Consider the following 25,243-nt stretch of genomic DNA (forward strand, 5'->3'; position numbering starts at 1 on the left):
TTCACTGTGAACGCCTTGTTGGCAAAGAAGTTGCATACTAAGTTCACAGTAATTATTCTCAAGACTCTTGCCGCGAAGAGAAGTGAGTGGGTGCGGGCTATGAGATCCCTGCGTGACGGACGGTCGATCCACCTTCTGGACATCGAGAACCTGACGGCGTCCTCCGCGCCGACAACGGCCGAGGTGAGGCAGACGATGAACGAGTATCGGGAGCGCGTCCCGATCGGCCCCAAGGATCAGTTCATCGTCGCGGTGAACCCTCGCTCCATGGTGAGTGCGGGAATCGCGATCCGTGGGGTGCAGCTGCTGATCCGTCCGGGCGCCGACGGAGCCGACAGCGCCCTCACGGAAGCGGCCGTGAGCGACAGGATCGACCTGCGGTTCGAGCGAGTCGTGATCGGTTCGGGAGACGGCTACTTCGTCGACCTCGCGGCCTGGCTGGCGGCAGCGGGACTGCACGTGACCGTGGTGAGCCGTCCCGCCTCGCTGAACTGGCGCCTTTACACCGCCACCAGCGACATCACCTACCTGCCTCCGGCGCTGGCTCTGGCCGCCTGACATCCATCGTGCCGGCCCACATCAAGCGGTGGTCGGCCCGATGCGCTCCGGCCCGCGCACCGAACTGTCCGGACTACCGGGAGAGCCGCAGAGCAGGGTCACGGGCGACCGCGCGGTGTGATCGACGAAGTGTGTCAGGTGTTCCCGGAGTCCGTCGGAGCGGACGCGTTCTGTCTACGGGCGTACTCCAGTAGATCCTTCTCAGAGATGACCTCGTCGGCGGGCGGGGCGGTGATGACGAGACGGCATCCCCAGTCGGTGTAGCGCGTGTCGCTCCGCTTGACCAGCGGCTCCTTCCCCACTCCCGTGGAGTCGGCGGTGACCAGGCGCTTGGGCAGACCGTCACGGCCGGTCCAGAGCCGCCAGGAGACCTTTCCCTTGCTCTTCTTGCCGATGCGCTTGCCCGAGGTCCAGGCGATGGGAGGACTCTTGGAAATCCTGCGCAGTTCCTGGTAGCTCACGGTGCCCTGGTAGAGGAAACCGCCGGAGACGGCTTTGCTCGCCGAGCGTTTCAGTACGGCCTTCATCATGGACGGGTCGTACAGGTCGATCGGCTGCAGACTGGCGCCTCGGGCCATGTCCCGGTTCATCCGTCCCCGGTGCTTGTCCGGGAACTGGACCCACTTCTTGCCGTCCGGCACGGGGCCGGGGTATCGGGTGGCGTCGTCGTAGGTCTTCTTACCGACGCGGATCACCCGGTAGGGGGCCGATTTCTTGGACGGGGTTCCCTTCTCCGGCCGGGAGAGGTCCCACCAGGTGAAATCCGCGGCCGCCGGACCCGACGGGGCCAACTGGAGACGACCTCTGATCAGGATCCCGCTCCCGGAGACCGTGGACTTCTTGCCGTAGAAGAAGCGGTTGGTCTCGGAGATCCGAACGCCGTGCTCGTTTCTGAACTGCTGCTTGACCGCGCGCGCCGGATCGGGAGCGCCCGCCTGCGCGGCGGCGGCGGGACTCAGCGCGCCCGGCATGGACGCGATCAGTACGGCGACCGCCAGGGCGGCCCGTCGTCTCATGGAGTATTCGTCCTTTTCGGGCTTTTTGGGGCATTCGGCGGGAGAGGGGAGTTCGGCCTGTTCGTGCGGATTTTCTCACGGCGACTCCGCGGCTGCCAGAGAGCGCCGACGTCGCTCCACGAGGAGGAGGCGGACGATACTCGCACCGGCCGCCACCCATACGACGAACGCACGGGCGCCGAAAACCTTTTGCGTGGTGGAGGGGAGGGCCGACACACTCTCGGGGTGGTGGAGAGCAGGAGCATCGACGGGCGCGCCGGCATCGACGCGGGGTTGGTGAGACGGCTGGTCGCCGCCCAGTTTCCCCACTGGAGCGCCCTTCCTGTGACACCGGTCGAGGTCGACGGGTGGGACAACCGCACCTACCGTCTCGGCGACGAGATGACGGCGCGTCTTCCCACCGCGGCCGGTTACGCCCCCGCGGTCGACAAGGAGGACCGATGGCTGCCGGTGCTCGCCCCGTCGTTGCCGGTCGACATTCCCGTTCCCCTCGCGAAGGGGGTTCCCGGCGAGGGATACCCGTTCAACTGGTCGATCCGCGGTTGGCTGGACGGCGAGACCGCGAGCCCTGAGCGCGTCGACGACCTGTCCGAGTTCGCGGCCTCGGTCGCCGAGTTCGTCCTCGCCCTGCAACGCGTCGACGCGACCGGAGGGCCGGTGGCGGGCGCGCACAGCTTCCACCGGGGTACGCCACCGGCCTACTACGACGAGGAGACGCGCCGTACCCTCGTCGCTCTGGAGGGCCGCGTCGACACCGTCCGGGCGGCGGCCGTGTGGGACGCCGCGCTCGGGGCGACCTGGTCCGGGCCGCCGATGTGGTTCCACGGCGACATCGCGAGCGGAAACCTGCTGGTTCGGGATGGGAAGCTGAGGGCCGTCATCGACTTCGGGACCTCAGGCGTCGGTGATCCCGCCTGTGACCTGGTGATCGCGTGGACGATGTTCTCCGGTCGCAGCCGGGCGGTCTTCCGTGACGTCGTCGCTCAGGACGCCGCCATGTGGGCGCGTGCTCGTGGCTGGGCACTGTGGAAGGCGCTGATCACCCTGGCCCAGAACATCGACGGGGATGAGCGGAAAGTCGCGGAGCACCGCCATGTCGTCGACGAGGTCCTGGCCGACCACGATCGGGCCGGCTGACGCCATCTGAACGCGTGACGGCCGCCCTCACGCGACGTCTGCGCGGTCACCCGCGCCCGTCGTCGTGAAGTCGGCCGTATGGGGCACGCTCGCCGCCGCTGGGCACACAGCGGCGGCGAGCGGGTTCCGGCGGCTCACGTGGTACGAGGAGCCGGAGCTTGGGCGTGTTGTGATCAGGTGCGGTTCCACCGCTGGTTGGCGGCGCCGTTGCACGACCAGATCTGGGTCTTGGCGCCGTTGGCCGTGGAGTTGCCGACGACGTCCAGGCACTTGTTCGAGCCGAGGGCGGTGACGGTCCCGTCGGCGTTGAAGCGCCACTTCTGGTTGTTCTGGCCGTTGCAGTCCCAGATGATGACGGTGGTGCCGTCGGCGGTGCCGTTGTTGTTGACGTCCAGGCACTTGTTGCCGTAGACCCGCAGCTCACCGGCGGCCGTGGCGGTCCACTGCTGGTTGGTCTGGCCGTTGCAGTCCCAGATCCCCACCTGGGTCCCGTTGGTCTGGGAGACGCCGGTCACGTCGAGGCACCGGCCCGAGCCCACCCCCTGGATCCGGGTCGTGGTCGGGGCGGACGGGGAGACCGTGGGATTGGGCGTGCCGCCGCTCACCCGGAACACGACGGTGCCGTGGGCGGGAACGCTCGCCGAGATGGCGCCGGTGGTCGAGGTGACGGCGTTCGTCCAGGCGTCGCGCAGGTTGAAGGAGTTGCCGGACAGGCCGATCGCGGAGGCGGTGGTGCTGATCGTGGTGGTGCTGCCGCCCTGGTTGAACAGGGCGACCGCGACGTCGCCGTTGCTCAGCCGCTTGGCCAGGATACGGCGCGTGCCGTCGTTGCTGATCTGGGCGGCCTGAAGGCCGAGCGTGTCCTGGTTGATGGCGATCAGGTTCTGGTTCTTCATGATCGTGGAGGTCGCGTTGTCCATGTTCCGGACGTCGTTACCGGCGATGAGGGGTGCGGCCATGATCGCCCACAGGGCGAAGTGGCTGCGCATCTCGGTGTCGTTCATGCCGCCTCGGCCGACCACCATCATGTCCGGGTCGTTGAACTGTCCCGGTGCGGCGTAGCCGGAGAGGGGGGCGTTGACGTTGACGATGTTCTGGATGCCCATCGGGTAGCCGTTGGTCTGATTCGTGTTCCAGGCGTTGGTGATGTCCTCGGTGGTGCGCCAGATGTTGGCGACGTCGCCCCAGTTGCGCTGCGGGCCGGTCTTGGAGTGAATGCTGTTGGGGTTGATGCTGTAGAGGATCGGCCGGCCGGTCGCGGCCAGGGCGTCGCGCATCTTGGCGAAGGTGCGTACCTGGTCGTCGATGCTGCCGGTGGGCGAGCACCAGTCGTACTTGAGATAGTCGACGCCCCAGGCGGCGAACTGCCGGGCGTCCTGGACCTCGTGGTTGAGGCTGCCGGTCGCGCCGGGGTAGGAGTTGAAGTACTGGGCGCAGGTCTTGTCGAGGGGGGCCTGGTAGAGACCGAACTTCAGGCCCCTGGCGTGCAGATAGTCGCCCAGGGCCTTCATCCCGCTCGGGAAGCGCGACAGGTTGGCCTGGAGGTTGCCCGCCGAGTCGCGGTTGGGATCGAACCAGCAGTCGTCGACGACGACGTACTCGTACCCCAGGTCGCGCATGCCGTTGTTGACGAGCGCGTCGGCCGTCTGCTTGATCAGTGTCTCGTTGATGTTGCAGCCGAAGGTGTTCCAGGTGTTCCACCCCATCGGCGGGGTGCGGCCCACGCCGTTGTTCAACGCCTGCGCGGGGGTGGCCGTGGAGAGCGCCACGGCTCCCATCGCGAGGGCCAGCGTCACGGTGACGGCCGGGGCGAGTAACGCGCGTAGCCGGTTCTTTCTCATTGACATCGCTCCTCAGGGGGTGGGGGGTGGGCGTGGCGGCAGGGCCCCGCCTGTCGGGGGATCGACGATCGGGCCCCTGGTGCGGGCTGGCGCCCCGCACCAGGGGCCCGATCGTGCTTGGTCGAGATGCGCGCTACGGTCACGCGGCGCAGGTGGCCGCCGGAGTGGCCGGGGTGCCGTTGCCGGGGAATCCGAAGGGCGTGTTCGCGCTCGCATCGCGGCTCATCGCCACGGCACCCGCGGAGAGGACGAGAGGTGCCGTGGCCGTGACGGCGGTGAGCACGGGTCTGTGCCTGCACATGGGATGACTCCTTTCTGCCCGGATCACTGGAAGGAGGCGTCGTCGATGTAGAGGCCGTCGGTTCCGGCGGCTGTCTCGACGTAGAAGGAGGCGTTGGTCAGGGTGCCGGTCCATGAGACGGTCGCGGTGCCGGTCAGCTGGGTCCAGCCGTTGGCGTTCACCGTTTGCGCGGGGGTGAGCTGGAGGTAGTTCGTCGTGCCGTTGGCCGTGTACGTCAGGGTCGCCTTCGCGCTGGGGGTGCCGCTTTGCGAGCGCACCCAGACGCTCGTGGTGTAGCTCTTGCCGTTGGTGAGCAGCGAGGTCACGTTCTGGTGGGGGCCCTGCCAGGCCGAGGTGCGTCCGGAGTTGAGCAGGGAGCGGCTGCCGGCGTAGGCGACGTTCGTGGCCGACGACAGGGTGCCCCCCGAGGTCGTCCACCCGGTCGTGCCGTTCTCCATGTTCCCGTTGGTGAGCAGGTTTCCCCCGGTGTTGCCGCCGGCGGTGAACTGCCACCAGTTGAGGTTGAACAGGTTGCCGCTGCCGCCGGTGAAGCGGAGATACAGGTCGCGGGTTCCGGTGGCCCCGCTCACCGGACAGGTGACGCTGGTCCAGTTCTGCCACCCGCCGGTCCCCGGGACGGAACAGGTGCCGACCAGGGTGCCGGTGGCGCTGCCCAGGCGGAGTTCGATGGTGCCGCCGCTCGCCGCAGAGGCCACCCGGGCGGTGAACGACGAGGCACCCGTGCCGAAGGCGACGCCCTTGACCTTGATGTTGTCGCCGTTGCTGATGAAGCCGACGTTCATGCCGCCTTCGCTGGCGGGCTCGGTCTCGACGCCGTTCGCCCAGGCGATGGTCTCGGCCTCCTGGCGTACGAACGGGTTCAGCGTTCCCACCTGCGGAGGGCCGGCGGTGGTCATGTTGATGGTCGGGATGGTGCCGTCGGCGTTGTAGGTGAACTTCTCCACGGCGACCGAGCGGGTGTAGCCGCCACCGCCCGGCAGCGCGCCGTTGTGGTAGAAGAAGTACGATCCGCCGTTGAAGTCGATGATCCCGGCGTGGTTGGTGAAGCTGCCGCCCTGGCGGGGCATGATCGTTCCCCGGTAGGTCCACGGTCCGGTGGCGCTGGGCGCCGTGGAGTAGGCGATGAACTCCGAGCAGCACTCTGCGGCGAACACGTTGTAGTAGAGGTTGCCGCGCTTGAAGACCCAGGGCCCCTCCTCGTAGAGGGTGGGCCGGCTCGCGTTGCCGCTGCGCGCGCCGAAGCCCGCGGCGGTGAGCGGGATCTGGGTGGGGCTGCCGGAGAAGGAGATCATGTCGGTGTTGAGCCGGACGTACCAGAGACGGGGGTTGCCCCAGTACAGGTAGGCCTGCCCGTTGTCGTCGATGAACGCGTGCGGGTCGATCTCGCCGTTCTCGACGAGCGGGCGGCCCAGCGCGTCACGGAAGGGCCCGGTGGGGCTGTCGCCGACCGCGACCCCGATCGCCATCCCGCCGGTCGCCCGGTTGCGCACCGGTACGTACCAGTAGAACTTCCCGTTGCGGGGGACGACGTGGCCGGCCCAGGCGTTGGCGTCGGCCCAGGCGAAGGTGGCCAGGCTCATGGGCGAGCCGTGGTCGGTCCAGTTGGCCATGTCGGTGGAGGAGAAGACCCGCCAGTCGCGCATGGTGAAGTACGTCGAGCCGTCCTCGTCGTGGCCGGTGTAGAGGTAGACACGGCCGTTGTGGACGAGCGGCGCGGGGTCCGCGGTGTAGATGGTCTGGACGATCGGGTTGTCCGCCCTCGCGGAGAGCGGTGACAACGCGATCAACATCAGCAGGCTCAGTGTCCAGAGGATCAGGCGGCGAGCTCTTCTCCTCGCCGTGCGAAGTGCGGGTCTCACCGGTCGTCTCCCTCAGGCGGCGTTCATTGGGGGGGTTGGTGGCCCCGGACGCGGCGGCTCGGCGTCTCCGACGCGTCCGGGGCGGTTCAGAGGGGATCGGTCTCGCGCCGTTCCGGCTCGAACCGGTCCTGATCGCGTGCCGTGACGACGTTCACCCGGTGGGGTGTGCGCCTTCGCGGTGAGCGTCGGAGACGTTCGAGCCGGATCGGCGTCATGGTGTTATCGCTGCAGGGTGAGCAGGCCGGGCCGGTAGGGCAGCAGGCCGTAGTCGACACCGTTGGAGTTGGGGTTGCGGCCCTGGTAGAGCAGCTGCAGGTTGCAGGGGTCGATGGTCATGGTCTGGTCGGCGTTGGTGCGCAGCAGCTCACCGTGGCTGATGTCGTTGGTCCAGGTGGCGCCGCTGTTGGCCTTGCCGGCGAAGGGGTTGCTCTCGGTCGCGGCCTGCGGGGTCCAGTTGCCGCCGAGGCTGGTGGCGGTGAAGGACCGGAAGTAGCGGCCCTGCGAGCCGATCGCCTCGACGATCATGAGGTAGCGGTTCTCGTTCTGGATCTTGTAGACCTGGACGGCCTCGAACAGGTTGTTCGTGGTGTCGCTCATGATGGTCGTGTAGTTCGAGCCGAAGCTGCCGGGGAAGTTGCCGATGGGCATGCTGGCCCGGTAGATCTTGCCGTTGTCTCCGGCGAAGAACAGGTACATGTTCTGGCCGTCACCGATGAGCGCCTGGTCGATGGGGCCGGTGTTGGAGCCGGTGATGCTGCCGGAGAAGAGCGTCTGCGCCGACGACCAGCCGTTGGGGTTGGTGGGGTCGGTGGAGGTCTTGTAGGAGAAGGCGGCCCCGCCCCACTGGTAGGCGAGCACCCAGATGTTCTTCGGCGCGAAGTAGAACAGCGAGGGCGCCACGGTGCCGGAGTTCATCGCGTTCTGGCTGGCCGAGGCCATCTCCGAGTAGTTGGTGAACAGGCTGAAGTTCATCGAACCCCAGCTGCTGCCGAAGTCGTGGGTGGTGGCGTAGACGAGCTGCCTGCCGTTGTAGGGGGCGACGGTGAAGTCCTTGAGCGAGACCCAGCCCGACCTCGGGTTCGCCAGCACGCCCGAGGAGGTCCAGCGGTACGTCGAGGGCAGGGTGCAGGTGCCCGGCGTCGGCGTCACGGTCGGGGTGGGGCTCGGGTTCGCTCCGCCGACCTGGACGAGCTGCCACTGCTGGTTGTTGCCGCCCCAGTCGTCGTACTGGACGATGTTGCCGCCGTCGGCGGTGGAGGCGCCCTGCACCTCCAGCGCCTTGTTGCTGTTCCGGGAGATGAAGCGCACGTAGCCACCCGCCGAGTCGGCCAGGCGCCACTGCTGGTTGGTGCCGTTGAGGTCGGCCCACTGGACGATGGCGCCGCCGTTGGCGGTGGAGAAGCCGCTGACGTCCAGCACCTTGCCGGAGTGGCGGGACTTGATGCGGTAGTAGCCGCCGCCCGAGTCGACGAACTGCCACTGCTGCTGGTTGCCGTTGTTACGGGTCCACTGGGTGATGCGGGCGCCGTCGTTGGTGGCCAGGTTGTAGACGTCCAGGGCCTTGCCGCTGTTGCGGTTGACCAGCACGTACCAGGCGTTCGTGTCGACGGTCGCCGCGTTCGCGGTTTGGACGGCCACGAACAGGCTCACCAGCAAGGTGGCCGCCGCCATGATGACGGCTAGGGGTTTAAATCTCACAATTCACTCCGATTTCGTCCGACGGGGAGCGGAAGGGCTGGTTGGGACGGTTCTCATAGGGTGTTTTTTGGTCTTACGGGGTCGTGAGGTCGAAGCGGCGCACGGTCACCGAGCCGCCGAGGGCCTGGGTGGCGTGGTTGAAGATCCCGAAGCGGTTGCCCATGAAGAACTGCCAGGCGTTGTTCATCGTGAAGGCCGGTCCGAGCGCGGTGAAGTTGGTCCCGTCGGTGCTGTAGGAGAAGCGGGCCTGCCGTCCGGAGCCGGGCCGGATGTCGGCGTTGACCCTCAGCCAGATCCGGCCGCCCGAGACGTTGGCGCTCGCCGCCTCGGTGCCGGTTCCCGTGGTCTGCCAGCTGCTGTTCATGGTCAGCCCGTTGGTCATCACGACGCGGGTCGCCCCGTTGTCGCGTTTGACGCCGATCCAGGCCGACTGGTCACGCAGGATGGCGAGGCCGCTGCGGTCGCCGTTGGCCATCTGCGAGTAGTCGAGTTCGATCGTCGCGGTCGACGACGGCCCCTGGATGCGGTGGGTCAGGGTGTTGCGGGCGTTGTACAGGTCGTTCGTCACGGTCGCGGTCTGCAGGCGCAGGCCGTTCCCGGTCGACCAGCGTGAGTCGTCGGGGTTGTGGTTCCACTCCCACCGGTGGCCGAGCGAGGGTGAGGTGAAGGTGTCGGGGCCGATCATCGACTGAACGGTCTTGTTGGTCTGGATGTTCGGCTTCGGGTAGTTGACGCCCCAGCCGCCGTTCACCGTCTGGATCGTGGGCCAGCCGTCGCCGGTCCAGGTGATCGGCGCGAGAGCGGGCACCCGGCCGCCGGGGTAGGCGTCGACGAACGACATGTAGTACCAGGCGCCGTTCTGGGTCTGCACCAGTCCGCCCTGGTGGGGCACGCCGCCGCCGGAGATCGGGCTGGGCATGTTCAGCAGGACCTGGCGCATCTCGTACGGGCCGAACGGGCTGGTCGAGCGCAGCACGTACTGGCCGTTCGCGGGCTTGGTCAGCCAGATGTAGTAGTAACCGTTCCGCTTGTAGAAGCGGGCGCCCTCAAGGGTGCCGCCGACGCTGGAAGGGGTCTGGAACACCTGCTGGGCGCGCACCTGGCTGAGGCCGTCGGCCGAGAGCTGGGCGACGCTGATCGTGCCGTTGCCGTAGGCGACGTACATCGTGTCGTTGTCGTCGACGAGCAGACCGGCGTCGTAGTAGCAGTTGTTGATCTGGGAGCGCTTGGTCCAGGTGCCGTCGACCGCGGAGGCGGTGTAGACGTAGGTGCGGTTGAACTCGATGCAGCCCATCCAGTAGTAGGTGCTGTTGCTCGGCCGGTAGTTGAGGGTCGAGGCCCAGATGCCCTTCACGTACGCCCGGCCGCCGTTGAGGTCGTAGGCGTTCGAGTTGAAGTCGAGCTTGGGGACCGAGTGGCCCGCGTACTCCCAGTCGACCAGGTTGTAGGAGCGCAGGATCGGCGCGCCCGGCGAGTAGTGCATCGTCGAGGCCGAGTAGTAGTAGGCGTCGCCGACCCGGATGATGTCACCGTCGGCGAAGTCCTGCCACACGACCGGGTTGGTGTAGTTGCCACCGGGACCCGGCGTCGGCGTCGGGGTGGGGGTCGGGTTCGGTCCGCCGCCGACCTGGACGAGCTGCCACTGCTGGTTGTTGCCGCCCCAGTCGTCGTACTGGACGATGTTGGCGTTGTCGGCGGTGGAGGCGTTCTGGACCTCCATGGCCTTGTTGCTGTTGCGGTTGACGAATCTCACGTAGCCGTCCGGGGAGTCGGCGAGGCGCCACTGCTGGTTGGTGCCGTTGAGGTCGGCCCACTGGACGACCGCGCCGCCGTTGGCGGTGGAGAAGCCGCTGACGTCCAGCACCTTGCCGGAGTGGCGGGACTTGATGCGGTAGTAGCCGCCACCGGAGTCGACGAACTGCCACTGCTGATTGTTGTTGTTGTTGCGGGTCCACTGGGTGATGCGCCCGCCGTCGGCGGTGGAGAGGTTGTAGACGTCCAGGGCCTTGCCGCTGGTGCGGTTGACCAGCACGTACCAGGCGTTCGTGTCGACGGTCGCCGCGGTCGCCGCGGGGCTGGCGAGTGTGAGCAGGGCACCGGTGAGCACGATCGAGGTGAGGGCGGCTAGCAGCATGCGCAGGCGATTTCGCCTTTTAAAAGGCATACGTCCTCCCTTGAAGGATTTTGTTAGCGTTAACACTTCGATTACGACCTCACCTTGAATGTGGCGTCCTGCCGGTCGGAGGCACTCGACGACGCGTTGATCGAGTCGATGCGCGGCATGTGGCCCCGGTGCCGCGGAAGGCGGGCCGAAAAGTCGTGCGACCGGAACGCTGCTGGGCGGTGGCGACACTGCCTGCGGCTGGGTGACACAGGCGTTCCTTTCTCTGGGGGGTGAGACAGGTGGGGGGTGCCCGGTCCCGTCGTCCGGTGGACGACGGGACCGGGGGCGCGGGGTGAGGTCAGGTCACACCGCAGGTCCGGCCGTTGGGGGGAGAACGAGGTGGAGCTGCCGGATTACCGCTGTGGTCGGGTTGGGGGACGATGCCACCGAGCCGCCGGTGGTGTGGCCGTCCGCCCGCCGATCACGGGCGGACGGCCTCTCCCCACCGGGAGTTCAGGCGCGGGAGCAGGTGTTCCCGTTGAGGGTGAAGGAGGAGGGCGCGGAGGTGTTGCCGGTGTGGTTGGCCTGGAAGCCGATGTCGATCGAACCGCCGGCGGGGATCGAGCCGTTGTAGCTCACGTTGCGCGCCGTCACCTGGCCGCTGGAGGGCGAGTAGGTGGCGTTCCAGCCCGAGGTGATGGTCTGGCCCGACGGCAGGCCGAACGTCAGCGACCAGCCGTTGATCGCGGAGGACCCGGTGTTGGTGATGGTGATCGCCGAGGTGAATCCGCTGTTCCAGGCGTTGAGGGTGTACCCCACCCGGCACGGCCCGCCCGGACCCGGCGTGGGCGTGGGCGTGACCGTGGGGGTGGGGGACGGGTTGGGGGTGACTGAGTTGAGCGTGTTCAGGACGGAGGTGTACGCGGCCTTCTTGTTGCCCGAGGCATCGAAGAGGAGGGGGTTCTGGCCGGTGCGCCAGGAGTCGCTGTCGCGGATGCCCCAGACGGTGATGCCGTTGCAGCGGGCGACGTTCAGGCAGGCGCGGGTGACGGCGGCGTAGGCGTTGGCCTGGTTGGAGCCGGAGATGTCGAGCTCGGTGATCTGGACGTCGACGCCGAGGTCCGCGAAGCGCTGGAGGTTGGCCTGGTAGTCGCTGGGGGTGGAGTTGGTCAGGTGGGACTGGAAACCGACGCAGTCGATGGGGACGCCGCGTGACTTGAAGTCGCGGACCATGTTGTAGATGCCGGTGCTCTTGGCGTTGATGCCGTCGGTGTTGTAGTCGTTGTAGCAGAGTTTGGCACCAGGGTCGGCGGCGCGGGCCGCGCGGAAGGCGGCTTCGATCCAGTCGTTGCCGGTTCGCTGGAGGCTGGAGTCACGGCGTCCGCCGCCTCCGCCGTCGGCGAAGGCCTCGTTGACGACGTCCCAGGAGTGGATCTTGCCGCGGAAGTAGGTGGCGACCTGGGTGACGTGGTTGATGGCGGCGTTGCGCAGGTCGGAGCCGGACAGACCCTGGGCCCATCCGGGCATCTGCTGGTGCCACAGCAGGGCGTGTCCGCGAATCGACATGCCCCGGCCGATCGCGTGGTTCACGATGCGGTTGGCGTTGTTGTAGTTGAAGTTGCCGCGCTGGGGTTCGGTGGCGTCCCACTTCATCTCGTTCTCGGCGGTGACCGAGTTGAACTCCCGGTTCAGGATGTTCACGTAGGTGGAGTCACCGAGCCTGCCCGCCGCGATGGCCGCGCCGAAGTAACGGCCCGACTGGGCGGCGGCGGCCCCGAGCGTCGTCTCCGCGGCGGAGGCGGTCTGTTGGACGGAGACCACGACGCCGGCCCCGAGGGCGGCGGCGAGCGCGATGGTGATGGTTCGTCGTGCTTTCGAGGCGATGGTTGGGATCGCGGTGAAGAGCATGCCGGTTCCTTGGGGGGGTGATGAGGCGTCAGCGGGTGGAGTCGGTCCGGAGGAGCAGGCCGGGCTTCGAGAGCGGGTGGGAGCCGACCAGAGCCGTCGTCGCGAGGTGGGCGGGTCGCCGGCACCGCGGGAGGCGGGCCAAAGGTCCGTCCTGGGCTCGCGTTCGGGATGAGACGGGCATCCAACGCTCCTTGGCCAGGTCGAGGGGGCAGCGGCCATCGAGCTTTGTTATCGCTAACATCTGGGCTTCCAGATCTCCATGGCCTGCTCCTGTAAGTGCGTTGTCGGGGAGTACATCCGACTGTCCGATCCACCGTCAACGAGTCATGACCCTCGCTGACCTGGGCATTGCTAACGAAACGTTTCCGGCCTGGGCATTCGTCCAGAGGGAGATCGCGTCGCGTTGCCTGCGAATGTGAAAGTTTCACAGAAGTTACCAGTTGGCAACCATGGAATTCTGACCGAATCCAGCTGACTTCCTCAAGACCCCTGGTTGACAAGTTGGGGAGGGGGACCGATCGGTGAAAATCTTCTCGCCGACCCCCGATGCCCGCCGGATCGACGATCGTTCCACGTGTCCGGCGGGGGAGGGGCCGCTTCGGCGGAGGCGAGAGGCGCGGGCGCCGAGCTCCCGGCTCGCGAGGGCGTGGCCCCCCTTTTGGGAGGGCCGAAAACCCCGATGGAGCCAGGACAGGTTTCTGTGATGTGAACGATTGACGCGGCCGTAACGCGGGCCTTACATTGCTCGCAGGGGTGTTAGCGCAAACACTCATATCGCACCGATCAGCCCTCGCTGCCCGGCTCACCGCCGTTCGGGTGGCCCCTCGGCCATGGGTGATCTCGAGGGTGGTTCGGGACATTCGCCGACACCGTCCCGGCACCAAGGTCCTCGTCCTGCCCTGACACGTGCGGGTCGGTTTGCCGGCGGTAGGCCGGCGCTTTCGGCCTCGAGGTCGCAGCCGAAGGCCTGCGGGGCCACTCCGGGGCGCGAGCGCGCGTTGCCCCTTCTGATTTCGCCGCCCGGCCCGCCGCTCACAGGAGGCCGGGACGACGCGGGGCTCGCCGTGGCGTTTCACCCTCGTGTTCGCCTGGACGGCGGCCGTCTGGACGGTGTCGCTCCGCACGTACATCACACGCGGAGCCTTCGCGGACGGAGCGGACCACCTCACCCTGACCTTTTCCAGCATCGTGACCGCGGTGTTGCCGGCGGTGAGCGCGGGCACCCGGACGCGTGCCCGCGAGGCCATGGATCTCCAGTGACCCACATCGCATCGGGGTGGGTCGTACGTTACGGAACATCGCAATGATCCATGACTCGCATTGCAAGAACCTGTGAGGTATCCGCAGCTATAGAGCAAGATTGCGAAACTATTTCGCAAGACTCTTGTGGGGCGAGGCGCCGGAGTCCTACGGTCGCCTCACCCTCGTGGCGTTCGCTCCGCCCCGAGCGTTTTCAGGTGTTCCCCCGAGAGAAACGAGCATCCGAATGTCACGGAGCATCACGGAAGCCGCGGCGAGACGGACAGGCGGGCCACCGCGAAGGGCGTCGGCGGCGGTCGCGGCGGTGATCGTGGCCTTCACCGGCCTCGGCGTCGTGCCCGGTCCCCCCGCCCTCGCGGGCACGGGCGGTGCCCCGGCCCCCGTGGTGACGCGCGCCGCCCTCGACCCGTCACTCGTCGCCGGGCGGGGCGCCGATGTCGCCTTCACCGAGCAGGAGGCCGAGAACGCCACGACGAACGGCATGACCATCGGCCCGGACCGCGATGCGTACACGCTCGCGGGGGAGGCGTCAGGCCGCAGGGCGGTCAGGCTGACGCCAAGGCAGCACGTCGAGTTCACGCTGCCGAAGGCGGCGAACGCGATCACCGTGCGTTACAGCATTCCGGACGCCCCGAACGGCGGTGGCATCACCGCGCCGCTACACGTCACGGTGAACGGCGGCGGCAGGAAGGTGATGACCCTCACGTCGCAGTACTCGTGGCTCTACAACCAGTATCCGTTCACGAACGACCCGAACGCCGACCTGCTGCACCCCGACTGGTGGATCACCGAGTGCGCCTGCGTTCCCAGTGCCACGACGCCCGCCCCGACGATCACGAAGCCGTTCCGCCCGACCCACTTCTACGACGAGCAGCGTCTCCTGCTCGGCAGGACGTACCGCGCGGGTGACAGGGTGCGGCTCACGGTCCCGGCCGGGAGCAACGCGGCGTGGACGGTCATCGACCTGCTCGGCTCGGAGCTCGTCGGCGCGCCGCACGTCAGGCTCGTCGCGGCGAACGTGCTGGCGTTCGGCGCCGACCCGCTCGGCAGGCGCGACTCCGCCGACGCGATCGACAAGGCGATCGCCTTCGCCAAGCGCGGCCGCCTCAAGGTCTACATCCCACCGGGCGTCTACCAGGTGAACCGCCACATCGTCGTCGACGACGTGACGATCGAAGGCGCCGGCAACTGGTACACGATCATCAAGGGCAGACAGGTCGCCCTTCCCTCCCCGGCCCCCGACGGCTCGGTGCACACCGGAGTCGGCTTCTACGGCAAGGACGCGTCAAAGGGCGGCAGCAGGAACGTGCACCTGTCCGGCTTCGCGATCGAGGGCGACGTCCGCGAGCGCATCGACACCGACCAGGTGAACGGCATCGGCGGGGCGCTGAGCGACTCGACCGTCGACGGCCTCCACATCCACCGCACCAAGGTGGGCATGTGGTTCGACGGGCCGATGAGGAACCTGAGGATCACGAACAACATCATCGTCGACCAGATCGCCGACGCCCTCAACTTCCACGGCGGCGTCACGGACTCGGTCGTGTCGAACAACTTCATCCGCAACACCGGTGACGACGGCCTCGCCCTGTGGTCCGAGAAGATCGCCAACGCCCGCAACACCTTCGACCGCAACACCGTGCAGACGCCGACCCTCGCGAACGGCATCGCCGTCTACGGCGGCACGGACAACACCGTCTCGGGCAACCTCGTCGCCGACCCGATCCGCGAGGGCAGCGGCATCCACGTCGGCTCCCGCTTCGGCGCCGAGGCGTTCGCGGGGAAACTGTCGATCAAGGACAACACCACGGTCCGGGCCGGCACGTACGAGCTGAACTGGAACATCGGTCTGGGAGCCATCTGGCTCTACGCGCTCGACAAGAACATCGAGGCCGACATCCAGGTGGTCGGCAACCACTTCCTCGACAACACCTACAACGCGATCATGCTGGTCAGCGAGTGGGGAGTGAAGGACCTGTACTCGATCACGAACGTCCACTTCAAGGACATCAGGGTCGACGGCACCGGCACCTCGGTGGTGAGCGCGCGGGTGAAGGGATCGGCCTCCTTCGAGAACGTGGACGCCCGCAACGTCGGCGCGGTCGGCGTCAACAACTGCGGTTCGTTCAACTTCCCGCCCACCGGCTCGGAGTTCTCCCTGACCGACCTCGGCGGCAACGACGGGGGCGGCGCCACCGGGGCCTGGCTCGCCCCGTGGATGCTGCCCAACACCATCACCTGCGACGACCGCCCACCGGTGGTCACGCCGCCGGCGCCCTCCCCGTGGTGATCGTCCGGTCGTACCGACAGAGCGTACGTCGCTTTTCGAAACCACCGGCCTCTCCATAGCGGGTGCCGGTGTCACGGCGGCACCGGCCGGACGGCCGGTGCCGCGGTTCGCGGGGCCGTCGGACCGCGGGGAGGTCCCTCCCCGCGGTCCGGGTTCCGTACGGACGGTGGCCACAGGAGCCGGCCGAATACCGAAAGGCGCGCCCAAGACAATAAGTGTACTTTTCGACAAAAGTGTCTTTAATGGCGAAAGTTCCGGAAACTAGAGGGTCGGGAGTGGAAGTCGGTCTCTTTTTCATCACATGATCCGATATGGCAGCGTGGATCGTTCCCACCTGGCACTCTTGTCGAGCCGCATCACGGCCTTCCCTTCTTTTCTGGAGTTCCATATGCGTTTCAAGACGCCTCTGGCGATAGCGGCTACCGCGGTTCTCGCGGTCGGCATGTCCGGCATCACCACCGCCTCCGCCGCCCAGACCTCAGGCGCCGACCTCATCTATGCGTGCAAGCTGAAGAGCACCGGTCTGGTGCGTCTGGTCTCCGCCACCACGAAGTGCAAGCCGACCGAGGTCAAGACGTGGTGGGCCAAGCAGTCCGCCCAGGGCCAGAGCACGGTCGCGGGCCCCGGCCCCCAGGGACCCGCCGGGCGTGATGGCAAGGACGGCAAGGACGGCGTCGGAACCCAGGGGCCGGCCGGACCTCGCGGCTACCAGGGGAAGACCGGCCCGCAGGGACCCGCCGGTCCGGCCGGCCCGAAGGGCGCCCCCGGTGAGACCGGCCCTGAGGGGCCCCAGGGCCCCGCGGGGGAGGACGGCGGACTTCCCGCCATCTACGCGTACAAGGTCGGTCCGGTGTGGACGACCTGCAAGCTGCTGCCCGGGTACGCCATCGCCGCCTACGACTGCAAGGTCACCAGGGAGCCGGCGAAGGAGCGCTCCGCCCCCACTCCGACGGCCACCGCCTCGCCCTCGCACACCCCCACCCCCCAGTAGCCGCGCACCGCGAAGAGCCTCGTCCTTCATCTCGAAGACGGGGCTCTTCGGCTTTCCACGTGGGTTGAGGGCGGAGCGACCCGCTCCCGACCCACGCGCAGGGAACCGCCCCGACCTCGCTGCACGCTCCCGAGGGCGCCGAGGTCAGATGCCGCGGCGCATCGACCTGGTGCCCATCGCGAGGCCCGCCGCGGCGACGGCGCAGGCCCAGAGCGTTCCGTACAGCACCGAGGCGTCCGCGAAACGGCCGGCGAACAGTGCCCGCTCCGCGTCCACGATGTGGGTGACCGGGTTCAGTGTGGCGGCGACCTGGAGCCACGCCGGGCCGAAGTCCATCGGCAGCAGCACGCCTGAGAGCAACATCAGCGGAAACAACACCAGTTGGGTGACGCCGTAGAACAGGTTGCCGCTCGGAGCGGAGGCGATCGCGAGGGTGAAGGAGAGCGCGCCCAGGCCGATCCCGAACACGGCCAGTATCGCCAGTCCGGTCAGCACCCCCGGCAGGTGCGGGCGGAAGCCCAGCGGCACCGCGAGAACGATGATCAGCACGGCCTGGGCGAGCAGGATCACGAACTCCTTCATCGTCCGGCCGACGAGCATCGCCGTGCGGTTCAGCGGGGTGACCAGCATGCGCTCCATCGAGCCGCCGATCAGCTCCACCAGCAGCGAGTATCCGGCCATCATCGGCCCGGACAGGCACATCATGATCAAAATACCGGGCACGAACCACTGCCACGGCGAGCCCTCGAAGCTCCACGTTCCTCCGAGCAGCGGGCCGAACAGGAACAGGAAGAGCAGTGGCTGGCCCATGGTGAACAGGAGGCCGAGGGGTTCGCGCGGCACGGGGGCGAACTCGCGGGAGAACACGGTCACGGTGTCGCGGAGGAAGGATCGTACGCGCACGGGGCGGCCTTTCTTACCGGTGGGGAGGGGGCTGCGCGGGTAGGTGCCGCGCGGGCCGCGGTCGCTGGGCGCGGCCGGTCGGCGTGCGGGGCTGTGTGGGCAGGAGGTGTGCGGGCCGTGGTCGTTGGGCGTGGCCGGTCGGCGTGCGGGGTGCGCTGCCACCGGTCAGGCGTCGTGCGCACCGGCCGCATTTGCGCCAGGGCTCTCGTCGCTCTCGCGCAGGCTGCGGCCGGTCAGCGCGAGGAACACGTCGTCCAGGGTGGGCCGGGCGGTCTCGGCGGTGGCGACCTTCACCCCCGAGGCCTCCAGGGAGCGCAGATACTCCGGCAGCGCCGCGCCCGCGTGGGGGACCCGCAGCCGTACCGTCGTCCCGGCGACGGTGACCGCGTCCGATCCCGCGATCCGCGCGGCGACCTCGGCGGCCCTCACCGCCTGTGGCTCGTCGTGGACGGTGACCGTGACGCGGTCACCGGCCAGATCACCCTTCAGCCGATCGGCGGTTCCGTCGGCGATGATCCGGCCGTGGTCGATGATCACCACCCGTTCGGCCATCGTGTCGGCCTCCTCCAGGTAGTGGGTGGTGAGGAAGAGGGTCGTGCCGTGCAGCGCGCGCAGCCGCAGGATGTGCTCCCAGATGTTGGCGCGGCTCTGCGGGTCGAGGCCGGTCGAGGGCTCGTCCAGGAACAGCAGGCCGGGCCGGTGGATGAGCCCCAGGGCGATGTCGAGGCGGCGGCGCTGGCCGCCCGAGAGGGTGCCGGGTTTGCGGGTGGCCAGGGACTCCAGGTCCAGCAGGCCGAGGACCTCGTCGGCCCGCCGGTGCGCCTCGGACCGGCGAAGGCCGTAGCAGCGCGCCTGGGTCACCAGCTCGTCGCGGACCCGGAAGTTCTCGCCCGAGCCGTTCTTCTGGCCGACGTACCCGATGCGGGCGCGGACCCCCGCCGGATCCGACACGACGTCGCGGCCCGCGACGGTCGCGGTTCCCGACGTCGGCGGGAGCAGGGAGGTCAGCATGCGCAGGCTGGTGGACTTGCCCGCGCCGTTCGGACCGAGGAAGGCCACCAACTGGCCCTCCTCCACATCGATGTCGAGGCCGCGTACGGCGTCGACGACTCCTTTCCCGACCTTGAATCGCCGGGTCAGCCCTCGGGCATGGATCATCGTCCCCTCCTCGGGGTGGGCGGTCGGTGGCATGCCGAAGAAACCCCTGGTCGGGGGCCCGGCTGGAAGATGACTCATCCTTACCCATGGGATCCGGGCGAGGCAAACGTGAAACGTACATTCACATTTGCTCTGACCTGCGGAAACGCGCGCTCACCCGACCGATGGGAACGTCCTTTCCGAAACTCCCCGGAATTGGGATCCACGGGCTGACCTGGGCTTTTTCATATCGGGCCGGAGCGACGGGAAACGATGTGATTTTTTTCTTTCCGCCGGAGATTCCCGGACGCGGTGACGCCCTCCGAGTCTCGGGAACGCGAAAGAGCCCTGGGCGCCGGATCGGCGCCCAGGGCTCGGTGGTCAGGCCACCGCGCGGTCGTGGGCCGTCAGCCGGGGCCCGCGGGACGCGAAGGTCAGGAGTCCTGCCACGACAGGGCGAGGGTGGTGTGGCGCTTGCGCAGAACCAGTACGCCGGGCGGAGGGGCGTCCCGGTAGGCGTCGATGTGGAGCCCTGTCGTCATGGGCCTGTCCGCCATGTCCCACGCCTGGATGTGGGCGACCATCTCACGGGCCAGCCGCACCCTGTCAGGCCCGTGGCCGCGCGCGATCAGCGTTCCGTCCGGTGACGGCTCCAGCAGGCAGAGATTGTCGCCCTCGACGATGCCGACGGCCATCCTGAACCCCGTCGTGTCGAGCGGGGGCGAGGCCAGCCACCCGGGCCGAGCCTCCGAGATCGTGCACCAGCGGGGCTCGTGCACCGCGAGCCACAGGCTCAACCCGTCGAGGAGCTGGGAGAGGCTGACGCTGATCTCGGTGGACAGCTCGACCACGGGCCCGTCGAGCGCCCCCAGCACGTCGCCGATCTCGCCCGCCTCGGGCAGTGAGATCATCAGGTCGGACTCCCGGTCCAGCACCAGGGTCGTCTCGGGGCCCGCGAAGGGGCCGCGCATCCGCATGAACCCGCAGGGCAGCACCGAGCGGCTCGTCCAGTGTCCGTTGTCTCGTTCCATCGCCACCGAGCGTTGCACCCCACGCAGGTCCAGCGGGACGACGAGGCGCCCGCCGGGCGCGAGCTGCTCCAGCCAGGCCGGGGCGAGATCCCACACGCCCACGGTGGCGATCACCCGGTCGTAGGGCGCTCCCGGTGCGAACCCCTCGGATCCGTCGCCGCACGCGAGTCTCACCTCGGGGTGCCCCGCGGCCGACAGGTGCTCTCCGGCGAGTGCCACCAGGTCGGGGTCGATGTCGACGCTCACGACCTCTCCCTCCGGCCCCACCAGGTGGGCGAGCAGGGCGGCGTTGTATCCCGTCCCGGTCCCGATCTCCAGCACCCGCTGTCCCGGCTCCACCTCGAGCTGGTCCAGCATCAGAGCCATGATCGCCGGCTGGGAGGAGGAGCTGATCGGAAGGCCGTCCGCGTCGCGCTTGGTCACGATCGCGTCGTCCTGGTAGACGGCCTGAGCGGGAAGCTCGGGCAGGAAGACGTGCCGTGGCACCGCCAGAAACGCGTCGGCCACGGCCTGGCTGATCCCCCGGGCGCGTACTTGCGAGACCATTTCCTCCCGTAACACGTGCCACCCAGTCATCGTTGACCTCCGTGCCGTATGCGTATGTGGCGGCCTGAGCCATATGCCCCGTCAGGCGAAAAACGTCCGTATGTTAGATGTCGTATGAGAAAACGAAGCCTGCGGGCCGTGACGGTACCTCGCATATGGGAGCCACGCAACGTCCGCGCGGACGGGAAATTCTGGTGCCCGACCGGCTGGGAATGTCGTGAAACGGCTTTAACATCTCTGCATGAACAGTGATTTCGACTTCCTGCACGGCACCTGGGACATAGACAACCGCAGGCTCCTCAAACCGCTGAGCGGAGACGACGAGTGGGAGGAGTTTCCCAGCGTCGCCGTCTGCCACGGCTTTTTCGACGGCGCGGGCGTTTTCGACGAGATCACCTTCCCCACGAAGGGCTTCAAAGGGGCGTCGATACGGACCTTTGACGTCGAACGCGAACTGTGGGCGATTTACTGGATCAGCAGCGAGACCGGAGTCCTCCACAATCCCGTCTTCGGCCGGTTCACCGACGGGAAGGGCGTGTTCTGCGGCGACGAAACCTACGAGGGCACACCCGTCCGGATGCGATACACCTGGTCGGAGATCACGCCGAACTCGGCCCTGTGGGAGCAGGCGTTCTCCGCGGACGGGGAGAAGACCTGGGAGACCAACTGGACGATGAGGCACACCCGCCGCGCATGACACGGCACGGGTGAAGGGGTGGGTGGAGGGCGGAATCGGCCGCCCTCCACCTGTGGCCCTGGAAACGTGGACCGCCGTCCGGCATTCGGGGGACGGAGCCGGACAGCCATGAATCTATGCGTCCACCGGCATGATGTATGCGTAGAAATGCACGCTTATTGCAGGCAGAACTCGTTGCCCTCCGGATCGGTCATGACGGTCCAGTATTCGCCGTTCTCCTCCGCCGTGCGAACCTCGACGGCGCCCAGAGCGGCGAGCCGTCCCGCCTCCGTCTTCACACGCTCGCGGCGCTCCTCCAGCGACGTGCCGGGTGAACCACCCACGTTGACGTCCAGGTGGACGCGGTTCTTGGCGGTCTTCCCCTCGGGCACGCGCTGGAAGTAGAAGCGAGGTCGTCCCTCGGCCGGGTCCACGATGGCCGACCAGTTGGAGCGCCGCTCCTCGGGGATGCCCTCGGCCTCCTCCCAGGCCTCCCAGCTGCCGAACCCCTCGGGGGGCGGCTGAAGGCGGTAACCGAGGGCCTCGGCCCAGAAGGCGGCGAGCGACGGCGGATCGTTGGCGTCGAAAGTGATCTGGATCTCCATGGGGACCCCTATGCCCATTCGGCGAGGATCCTGGCCTCCTTCTCGGGATCGATGCCGTGGTTGCGGAACGAGCGCTCCGCGGGAGGGACGTCGCGGAGCCACGCCCAGGTGTCGCGGACGGTCTCGGGGACGGGGCGGCAGGTCAGCCCGGCCGCGATGGCCTTCGCCGACGACGGCAGCCAGACCGCGGCGAAGTCGGGGCCGGCCGGTACCCAAACCGGGAACTCGCTCCACGGCGCCACCTCGCGGTCGAGCAGGAACCGGTCGTCGACCCAGACGAACTCGGCGTCCGAGCCGGTCGCCGCCCGGCACTCGGCCAGCCAGTCGCCGTAGGTGATGTTGCCCCGCACCCCGGAGGCGAGGAAGCGGTCGGCCTTGCCGGCCTCGGTGCGGTCGAGGACGAACGCGGCGAGGTCACGGACGTCGATGACCTGCATCGCGCGGTCCGGGTCGCCGGGCGCGAGCACCCGCCCGCCCCGGGAGATCCGGTCCAGCCACCAGGGCAGGCGGCCCACGTCCTCGTACGGGCCGAGGATGAGACCCGGCTGGACGATGAGCGCCTTGCCCTCGAAGCCCTCCTCCACCGCCCGCTCGCACCCCGCCTTGAGCGTGCCGTAGTCGCCGTCCTGCGGGCCGGCGTCCGGGGCGCACTCGTATCGGGGCGAGCTCTCGTCACACTCCCGCACGGGGAAGTCGGCGATCGCCGAGATGCTGGAGATGTATGTGTAGACGCCCGCCCGGCCGTTGAGCCTGCGCACCGACTCGCCGACCACCCTCGGGACCCTGCCCATGACGTCGACGACGGCGTCCCACTCCCGGCCCTCCACCAGGCGGTCCAGATCTTCCGGCACCTCGCGGTCGCCCCTCACCGCCTCCACACCCGGCAGGTCCACCCCGCTGCGCCCTCGGTTGAACGTCGTGACCTCGTGCCCGCGCCGCAGCGCCTCTTGTGTGATGGCCCGGCCCAGGAAGACCGAGCCACCGATGATCAGGATTCTCATGCGCCCCATCCTGGGCGCCCGGCAGATGCGCGGCTACCGGCGTTCACCCCCGGCGCAAGCCGTCCGCTCAGAGCGGACGGCTCGCGATCGGGGGATGCTCCAGCAGGTGCACCCGGGCGGTGCCGATGTCGAAGTACAGGCCGACCAGCTCCAGGTGCCCGGTACGGAACAGCCGGTCCACCTGCGGATAGGTCCGCAGGTTCTCCAACTGCTGGAGCACGTTGACCCGGCAGAGACGGTCCAGCGGTCCCTCGTCCTCACCGGCGCTCTCGCCCGCGATGAACCGCGCCAGCGTGTGGTTGCCGTGGCGCAGCCAGCGGCCGAGCGCGGGCAGGTCCGCCGCCTTCTCACCACCGCTCAGCAGCGTGGCCATCCCCCCGCAGCCCGAGTGCCCGCAGACCGTGATGGTGCGGACGTTGAGCGCGTTCGTCGCGTACTCGATCGTCGCCGCCACCGAGTCGTCCGCCGGCACCGACCCCAGCCGGGGCACCAGGTTGCCGATGTTGCGGACGGTGAACAGGTCGCCGGGGCCGCTGGCGGTGATCAGGTTCGGCACGATGCGGGAGTCGGCGCAGGTGATGAAGAGATGTGAGGGCTCCTGCCCGCGGGCCATGTCGTGCAGGAGAGGGCGGACCAGCGGTGCCGTACGCCGGTGGAACTCACGCGCCCCGGCGAGCAGATTGGGCACGGCGGGACTGTCGTCGCGGGGCGCCTGCCGGGCGACCGCCTGCGGCCTGCGGCCCGCCCCCTGCCCGTTGCGCCGGTGCGACCAGGGCAACCACCACCGGTCGGGGGCGCGAGGCGGGGTCTTGGCCGGGAACACCCTGGCCCCGCTGGCCGCCATGGCATACCACTCGTCATGGATCTCGTCGATGTCCACGGTCCCGCCGCCGCGCTCGTGCTCGTTCCGCCAGTTGTGGATGGCCTCGAAGGCCGCGTTGTCCATGAAGTCGATGTTCAGGTCGAGGTCGACCGTGGTTCCCGCGGGGATGGCACGCAACTCCGAGGTGAGCGTGGGCACCCCCAGGAAGGTGAGAGAGCCGCCGATCACCACGTGCCAGCGGCCGTCCGGCTCGGCCGTCGCCCGCACGGTCACCCGGGTGAGGCGACGCAACGCGAACAGCGCGGCGAGGCCGAAACCGACCAGCACGCCCTCGGCGAGGCCGAGCAACACCACCCCGGCCATCGTGACGACGTACACCGGAACCTCGCTGTGGCCGCGCAGGTTGCGCAGATGCCCCATGTTGACCATCTGCACACCGATGAAGACCAGCAGCGCGGCCAGCGCCTCCATCGGGATCAGCGCGATCATCCATCCCAGCCCGACCGCGAACAACAGGATCCAGAACCCGTGCATGATCGTGGACCAGCGGCTTCGGGCACCGGCACGGACGTTGGTGGTGCTGCGGACGATGACCCCGGCCACGGGCAGCCCGCCCAGCGCGCCGGTCACCATGTTGGCCACGCCCTGGCCGGTGAGCTCCCTGTCGAGGTCGGAGCGCCTGCCGTCGTGCAGCTTGTCGACCGCCACCGAGCACAGCAGCGACTCCACCCCGGCCAGCAGGGCCACGAGCAGCACCGCCCCGATGATCCCGTGCCAGTCGCCCCTGGGCCAGGCGGGTCCGGCCCAGGCGTCCAGACTGGCCGACAGGTCGATCCTGGTGACCTCCCAGTCGAGCGCCCAGGCGGTCACCGAGGAGGCGAGCAGGGCCGCCAGCGGTGCGGGTATGGTCCGCAGCTGCTGCGGCAGGCGCGTCCAGGCGATCAGGACCGCGATGGTGAGCAGGCCGACGAAGACGGCGTGCGTGTGGTTGTGGATGATCTGCTGGGGCAGCTCGATCAGGTTCTCGATCGCGGAGCGCTGCGGGCTCCCGCCGAGCACCACGTGCAACTGGGCGAGGGCGATCACCACCCCCACCCCCGCCAGCATGCCGTGGACCACGGCGGGGGAGACCGCGAGCGCGGAACGGGCGACCCGGCAGAGACCCAGCAGCAGTTGCAGGACGCCCGCGAGTAAAGTGATCATGCAGGTGGCCCGCCAGCCGTACGTCACCACAAGATCGGCGACCACCAGGGAGAGCCCCGCCGCGGGCCCGCTCACCTGCACGACGGAGCCGCCCAGGAAACCCGCCACCACGCCGCCCACCACGCCGGCGACGAGGCCCGCCGCCAGTGGCGCTCCCGAGGCGACCGCGATGCCCAGCGAGAGGGGCAGGGCCACCAGGAAGACCACCAGGGAGGCGGGCAGATCGTGCCTCAGCACAGCGGTGAGACCACTCTTTGTCAGAACACCGTCGCTCTTCGTGTCCGTCTCCATGGGGCAGACCATACGGTGCTGCCCCTCGGCACCTGGGCGTTTACCCGAGGCCTTTACGGAGGAC

General features: G+C 68.4%; 19 protein-coding genes. 6 read left to right on the top strand and 13 right to left on the bottom strand.

The window, feature by feature from the left end; genetic code table 11:
• Positions 1-99 precede the first annotated feature (99 nt).
• The gene (locus ACIBH4_RS00430; protein WP_362508981.1) at positions 100-558 is read left to right on the top strand and encodes a hypothetical protein; all 459 of its coding nucleotides are present in this window, start codon (positions 100-102) and stop codon (positions 556-558) included.
• A 134-nt stretch (positions 559-692) separates the two neighbouring features.
• Here ACIBH4_RS00430 and ACIBH4_RS00435 read toward each other — a convergent pair whose 3' ends face one another.
• Positions 693-1,574, bottom strand: a complete 882-nt coding sequence (locus ACIBH4_RS00435) for a hypothetical protein (protein ID WP_362508978.1) — start codon at positions 1,572-1,574, stop codon at positions 693-695.
• Positions 1,575-1,799: 225 nt separating this feature from the next.
• Between ACIBH4_RS00435 and ACIBH4_RS00440 the strand changes: the two genes are divergently transcribed.
• Positions 1,800-2,711 carry an aminoglycoside phosphotransferase family protein gene (locus tag ACIBH4_RS00440; RefSeq protein ID WP_362508975.1) on the top strand — a complete coding sequence of 304 codons (912 nt, stop codon included), beginning with the start codon at positions 1,800-1,802 and terminating at the stop codon, positions 2,709-2,711.
• Positions 2,712-2,884: 173 nt separating this feature from the next.
• On the opposite strand, the gene ACIBH4_RS00445 is transcribed toward ACIBH4_RS00440, so the two are convergent.
• From ACIBH4_RS00445 to ACIBH4_RS00470, 6 genes are all read right to left on the bottom strand, one after another.
• Positions 2,885-4,558: a lectin gene (locus tag ACIBH4_RS00445; protein ID WP_362768251.1), complete on the bottom strand. Its 1,674-nt coding sequence runs from the start codon at positions 4,556-4,558 to the stop codon at positions 2,885-2,887.
• Positions 4,559-4,691: 133 nt separating this feature from the next.
• Positions 4,692-4,853 (bottom strand): hypothetical protein, encoded by a 162-nt coding sequence (locus tag ACIBH4_RS00450; protein ID WP_362508969.1) that lies wholly within the window; start codon positions 4,851-4,853, stop codon positions 4,692-4,694.
• 23 nt (positions 4,854-4,876) lie between these two features.
• Positions 4,877-6,712, bottom strand: a complete 1,836-nt coding sequence (locus ACIBH4_RS00455; protein WP_362768249.1) for a family 43 glycosylhydrolase — start codon at positions 6,710-6,712, stop codon at positions 4,877-4,879.
• Between the two features lie 219 nt (positions 6,713-6,931).
• Positions 6,932-8,383 (bottom strand): non-reducing end alpha-L-arabinofuranosidase family hydrolase, encoded by a 1,452-nt coding sequence (locus tag ACIBH4_RS00460; RefSeq protein WP_399171409.1) that lies wholly within the window; start codon positions 8,381-8,383, stop codon positions 6,932-6,934.
• A 100-nt stretch (positions 8,384-8,483) separates the two neighbouring features.
• Positions 8,484-10,544, bottom strand: a complete 2,061-nt coding sequence (locus ACIBH4_RS00465; protein WP_362767663.1) for a family 43 glycosylhydrolase — start codon at positions 10,542-10,544, stop codon at positions 8,484-8,486.
• Positions 10,545-11,027: 483 nt separating this feature from the next.
• On the bottom strand, positions 11,028-12,422 hold the full coding sequence (locus tag ACIBH4_RS00470) for an endo-1,4-beta-xylanase (protein ID WP_362508956.1): 1,395 nt from the start codon (positions 12,420-12,422) through the stop codon (positions 11,028-11,030).
• Positions 12,423-13,502: 1,080 nt separating this feature from the next.
• Between ACIBH4_RS00470 and ACIBH4_RS00475 the strand changes: the two genes are divergently transcribed.
• From ACIBH4_RS00475 to ACIBH4_RS00485, 3 genes are all read left to right on the top strand, one after another.
• Positions 13,503-13,682, top strand: a complete 180-nt coding sequence (locus ACIBH4_RS00475; RefSeq protein ID WP_362508953.1) for a hypothetical protein — start codon at positions 13,503-13,505, stop codon at positions 13,680-13,682.
• A 226-nt stretch (positions 13,683-13,908) separates the two neighbouring features.
• Positions 13,909-15,972, top strand: coding sequence for a glycosyl hydrolase family 28-related protein (locus tag ACIBH4_RS00480; RefSeq protein WP_362767666.1), 2,064 nt, complete (start codon positions 13,909-13,911; stop codon positions 15,970-15,972).
• A gap of 388 nt (positions 15,973-16,360) precedes the next feature.
• Positions 16,361-16,963 (top strand): hypothetical protein, encoded by a 603-nt coding sequence (locus ACIBH4_RS00485; protein ID WP_362508947.1) that lies wholly within the window; start codon positions 16,361-16,363, stop codon positions 16,961-16,963.
• Between the two features lie 144 nt (positions 16,964-17,107).
• Here the strand turns inward: ACIBH4_RS00485 and ACIBH4_RS00490 are convergent, their stop codons facing one another.
• The 3 genes from ACIBH4_RS00490 to fxlM all read right to left on the bottom strand — a co-directional run bounded on the left by ACIBH4_RS00490 (position 17,108) and on the right by fxlM (position 20,610).
• Positions 17,108-17,866 (bottom strand): ABC transporter permease, encoded by a 759-nt coding sequence (locus tag ACIBH4_RS00490; RefSeq protein WP_386198043.1) that lies wholly within the window; start codon positions 17,864-17,866, stop codon positions 17,108-17,110.
• Positions 17,867-18,031: 165 nt separating this feature from the next.
• On the bottom strand, positions 18,032-19,024 hold the full coding sequence (locus ACIBH4_RS00495) for an ATP-binding cassette domain-containing protein (RefSeq protein WP_362509243.1): 993 nt from the start codon (positions 19,022-19,024) through the stop codon (positions 18,032-18,034).
• A 413-nt stretch (positions 19,025-19,437) separates the two neighbouring features.
• A complete protein-coding gene (fxlM, locus tag ACIBH4_RS00500) occupies positions 19,438-20,610 on the bottom strand; it encodes a methyltransferase, FxLD system (RefSeq protein WP_362767672.1) in 1,173 nt (390 codons plus the stop codon).
• 211 nt (positions 20,611-20,821) lie between these two features.
• Between fxlM and ACIBH4_RS00505 the strand changes: the two genes are divergently transcribed.
• A complete protein-coding gene (locus ACIBH4_RS00505) occupies positions 20,822-21,277 on the top strand; it encodes a hypothetical protein (protein WP_362508941.1) in 456 nt (151 codons plus the stop codon).
• A 155-nt stretch (positions 21,278-21,432) separates the two neighbouring features.
• On the opposite strand, the gene ACIBH4_RS00510 is transcribed toward ACIBH4_RS00505, so the two are convergent.
• From ACIBH4_RS00510 to ACIBH4_RS00520, 3 genes are all read right to left on the bottom strand, one after another.
• Positions 21,433-21,879 carry a VOC family protein gene (locus tag ACIBH4_RS00510; RefSeq protein ID WP_362508938.1) on the bottom strand — a complete coding sequence of 149 codons (447 nt, stop codon included), beginning with the start codon at positions 21,877-21,879 and terminating at the stop codon, positions 21,433-21,435.
• Entirely contained in the window at positions 21,870-22,862 is a 993-nt protein-coding gene (locus ACIBH4_RS00515; protein ID WP_362508935.1) for an NAD-dependent epimerase/dehydratase family protein, read from the bottom strand. The genes ACIBH4_RS00510 and ACIBH4_RS00515 overlap by 10 nt, the downstream gene beginning before the upstream one ends.
• Positions 22,863-22,929: 67 nt before the next feature.
• Complete coding sequence (locus tag ACIBH4_RS00520; protein ID WP_362767675.1) at positions 22,930-25,179, bottom strand: bifunctional SulP family inorganic anion transporter/carbonic anhydrase; 2,250 nt, start codon at positions 25,177-25,179, stop codon at positions 22,930-22,932.
• Positions 25,180-25,243 lie beyond the last annotated feature (64 nt).

The sequence above is a fragment of the Streptosporangium sp. NPDC050284 genome (assembly GCF_044459525.1).
Taxonomy (GTDB): domain Bacteria; phylum Actinomycetota; class Actinomycetes; order Streptosporangiales; family Streptosporangiaceae; genus Streptosporangium.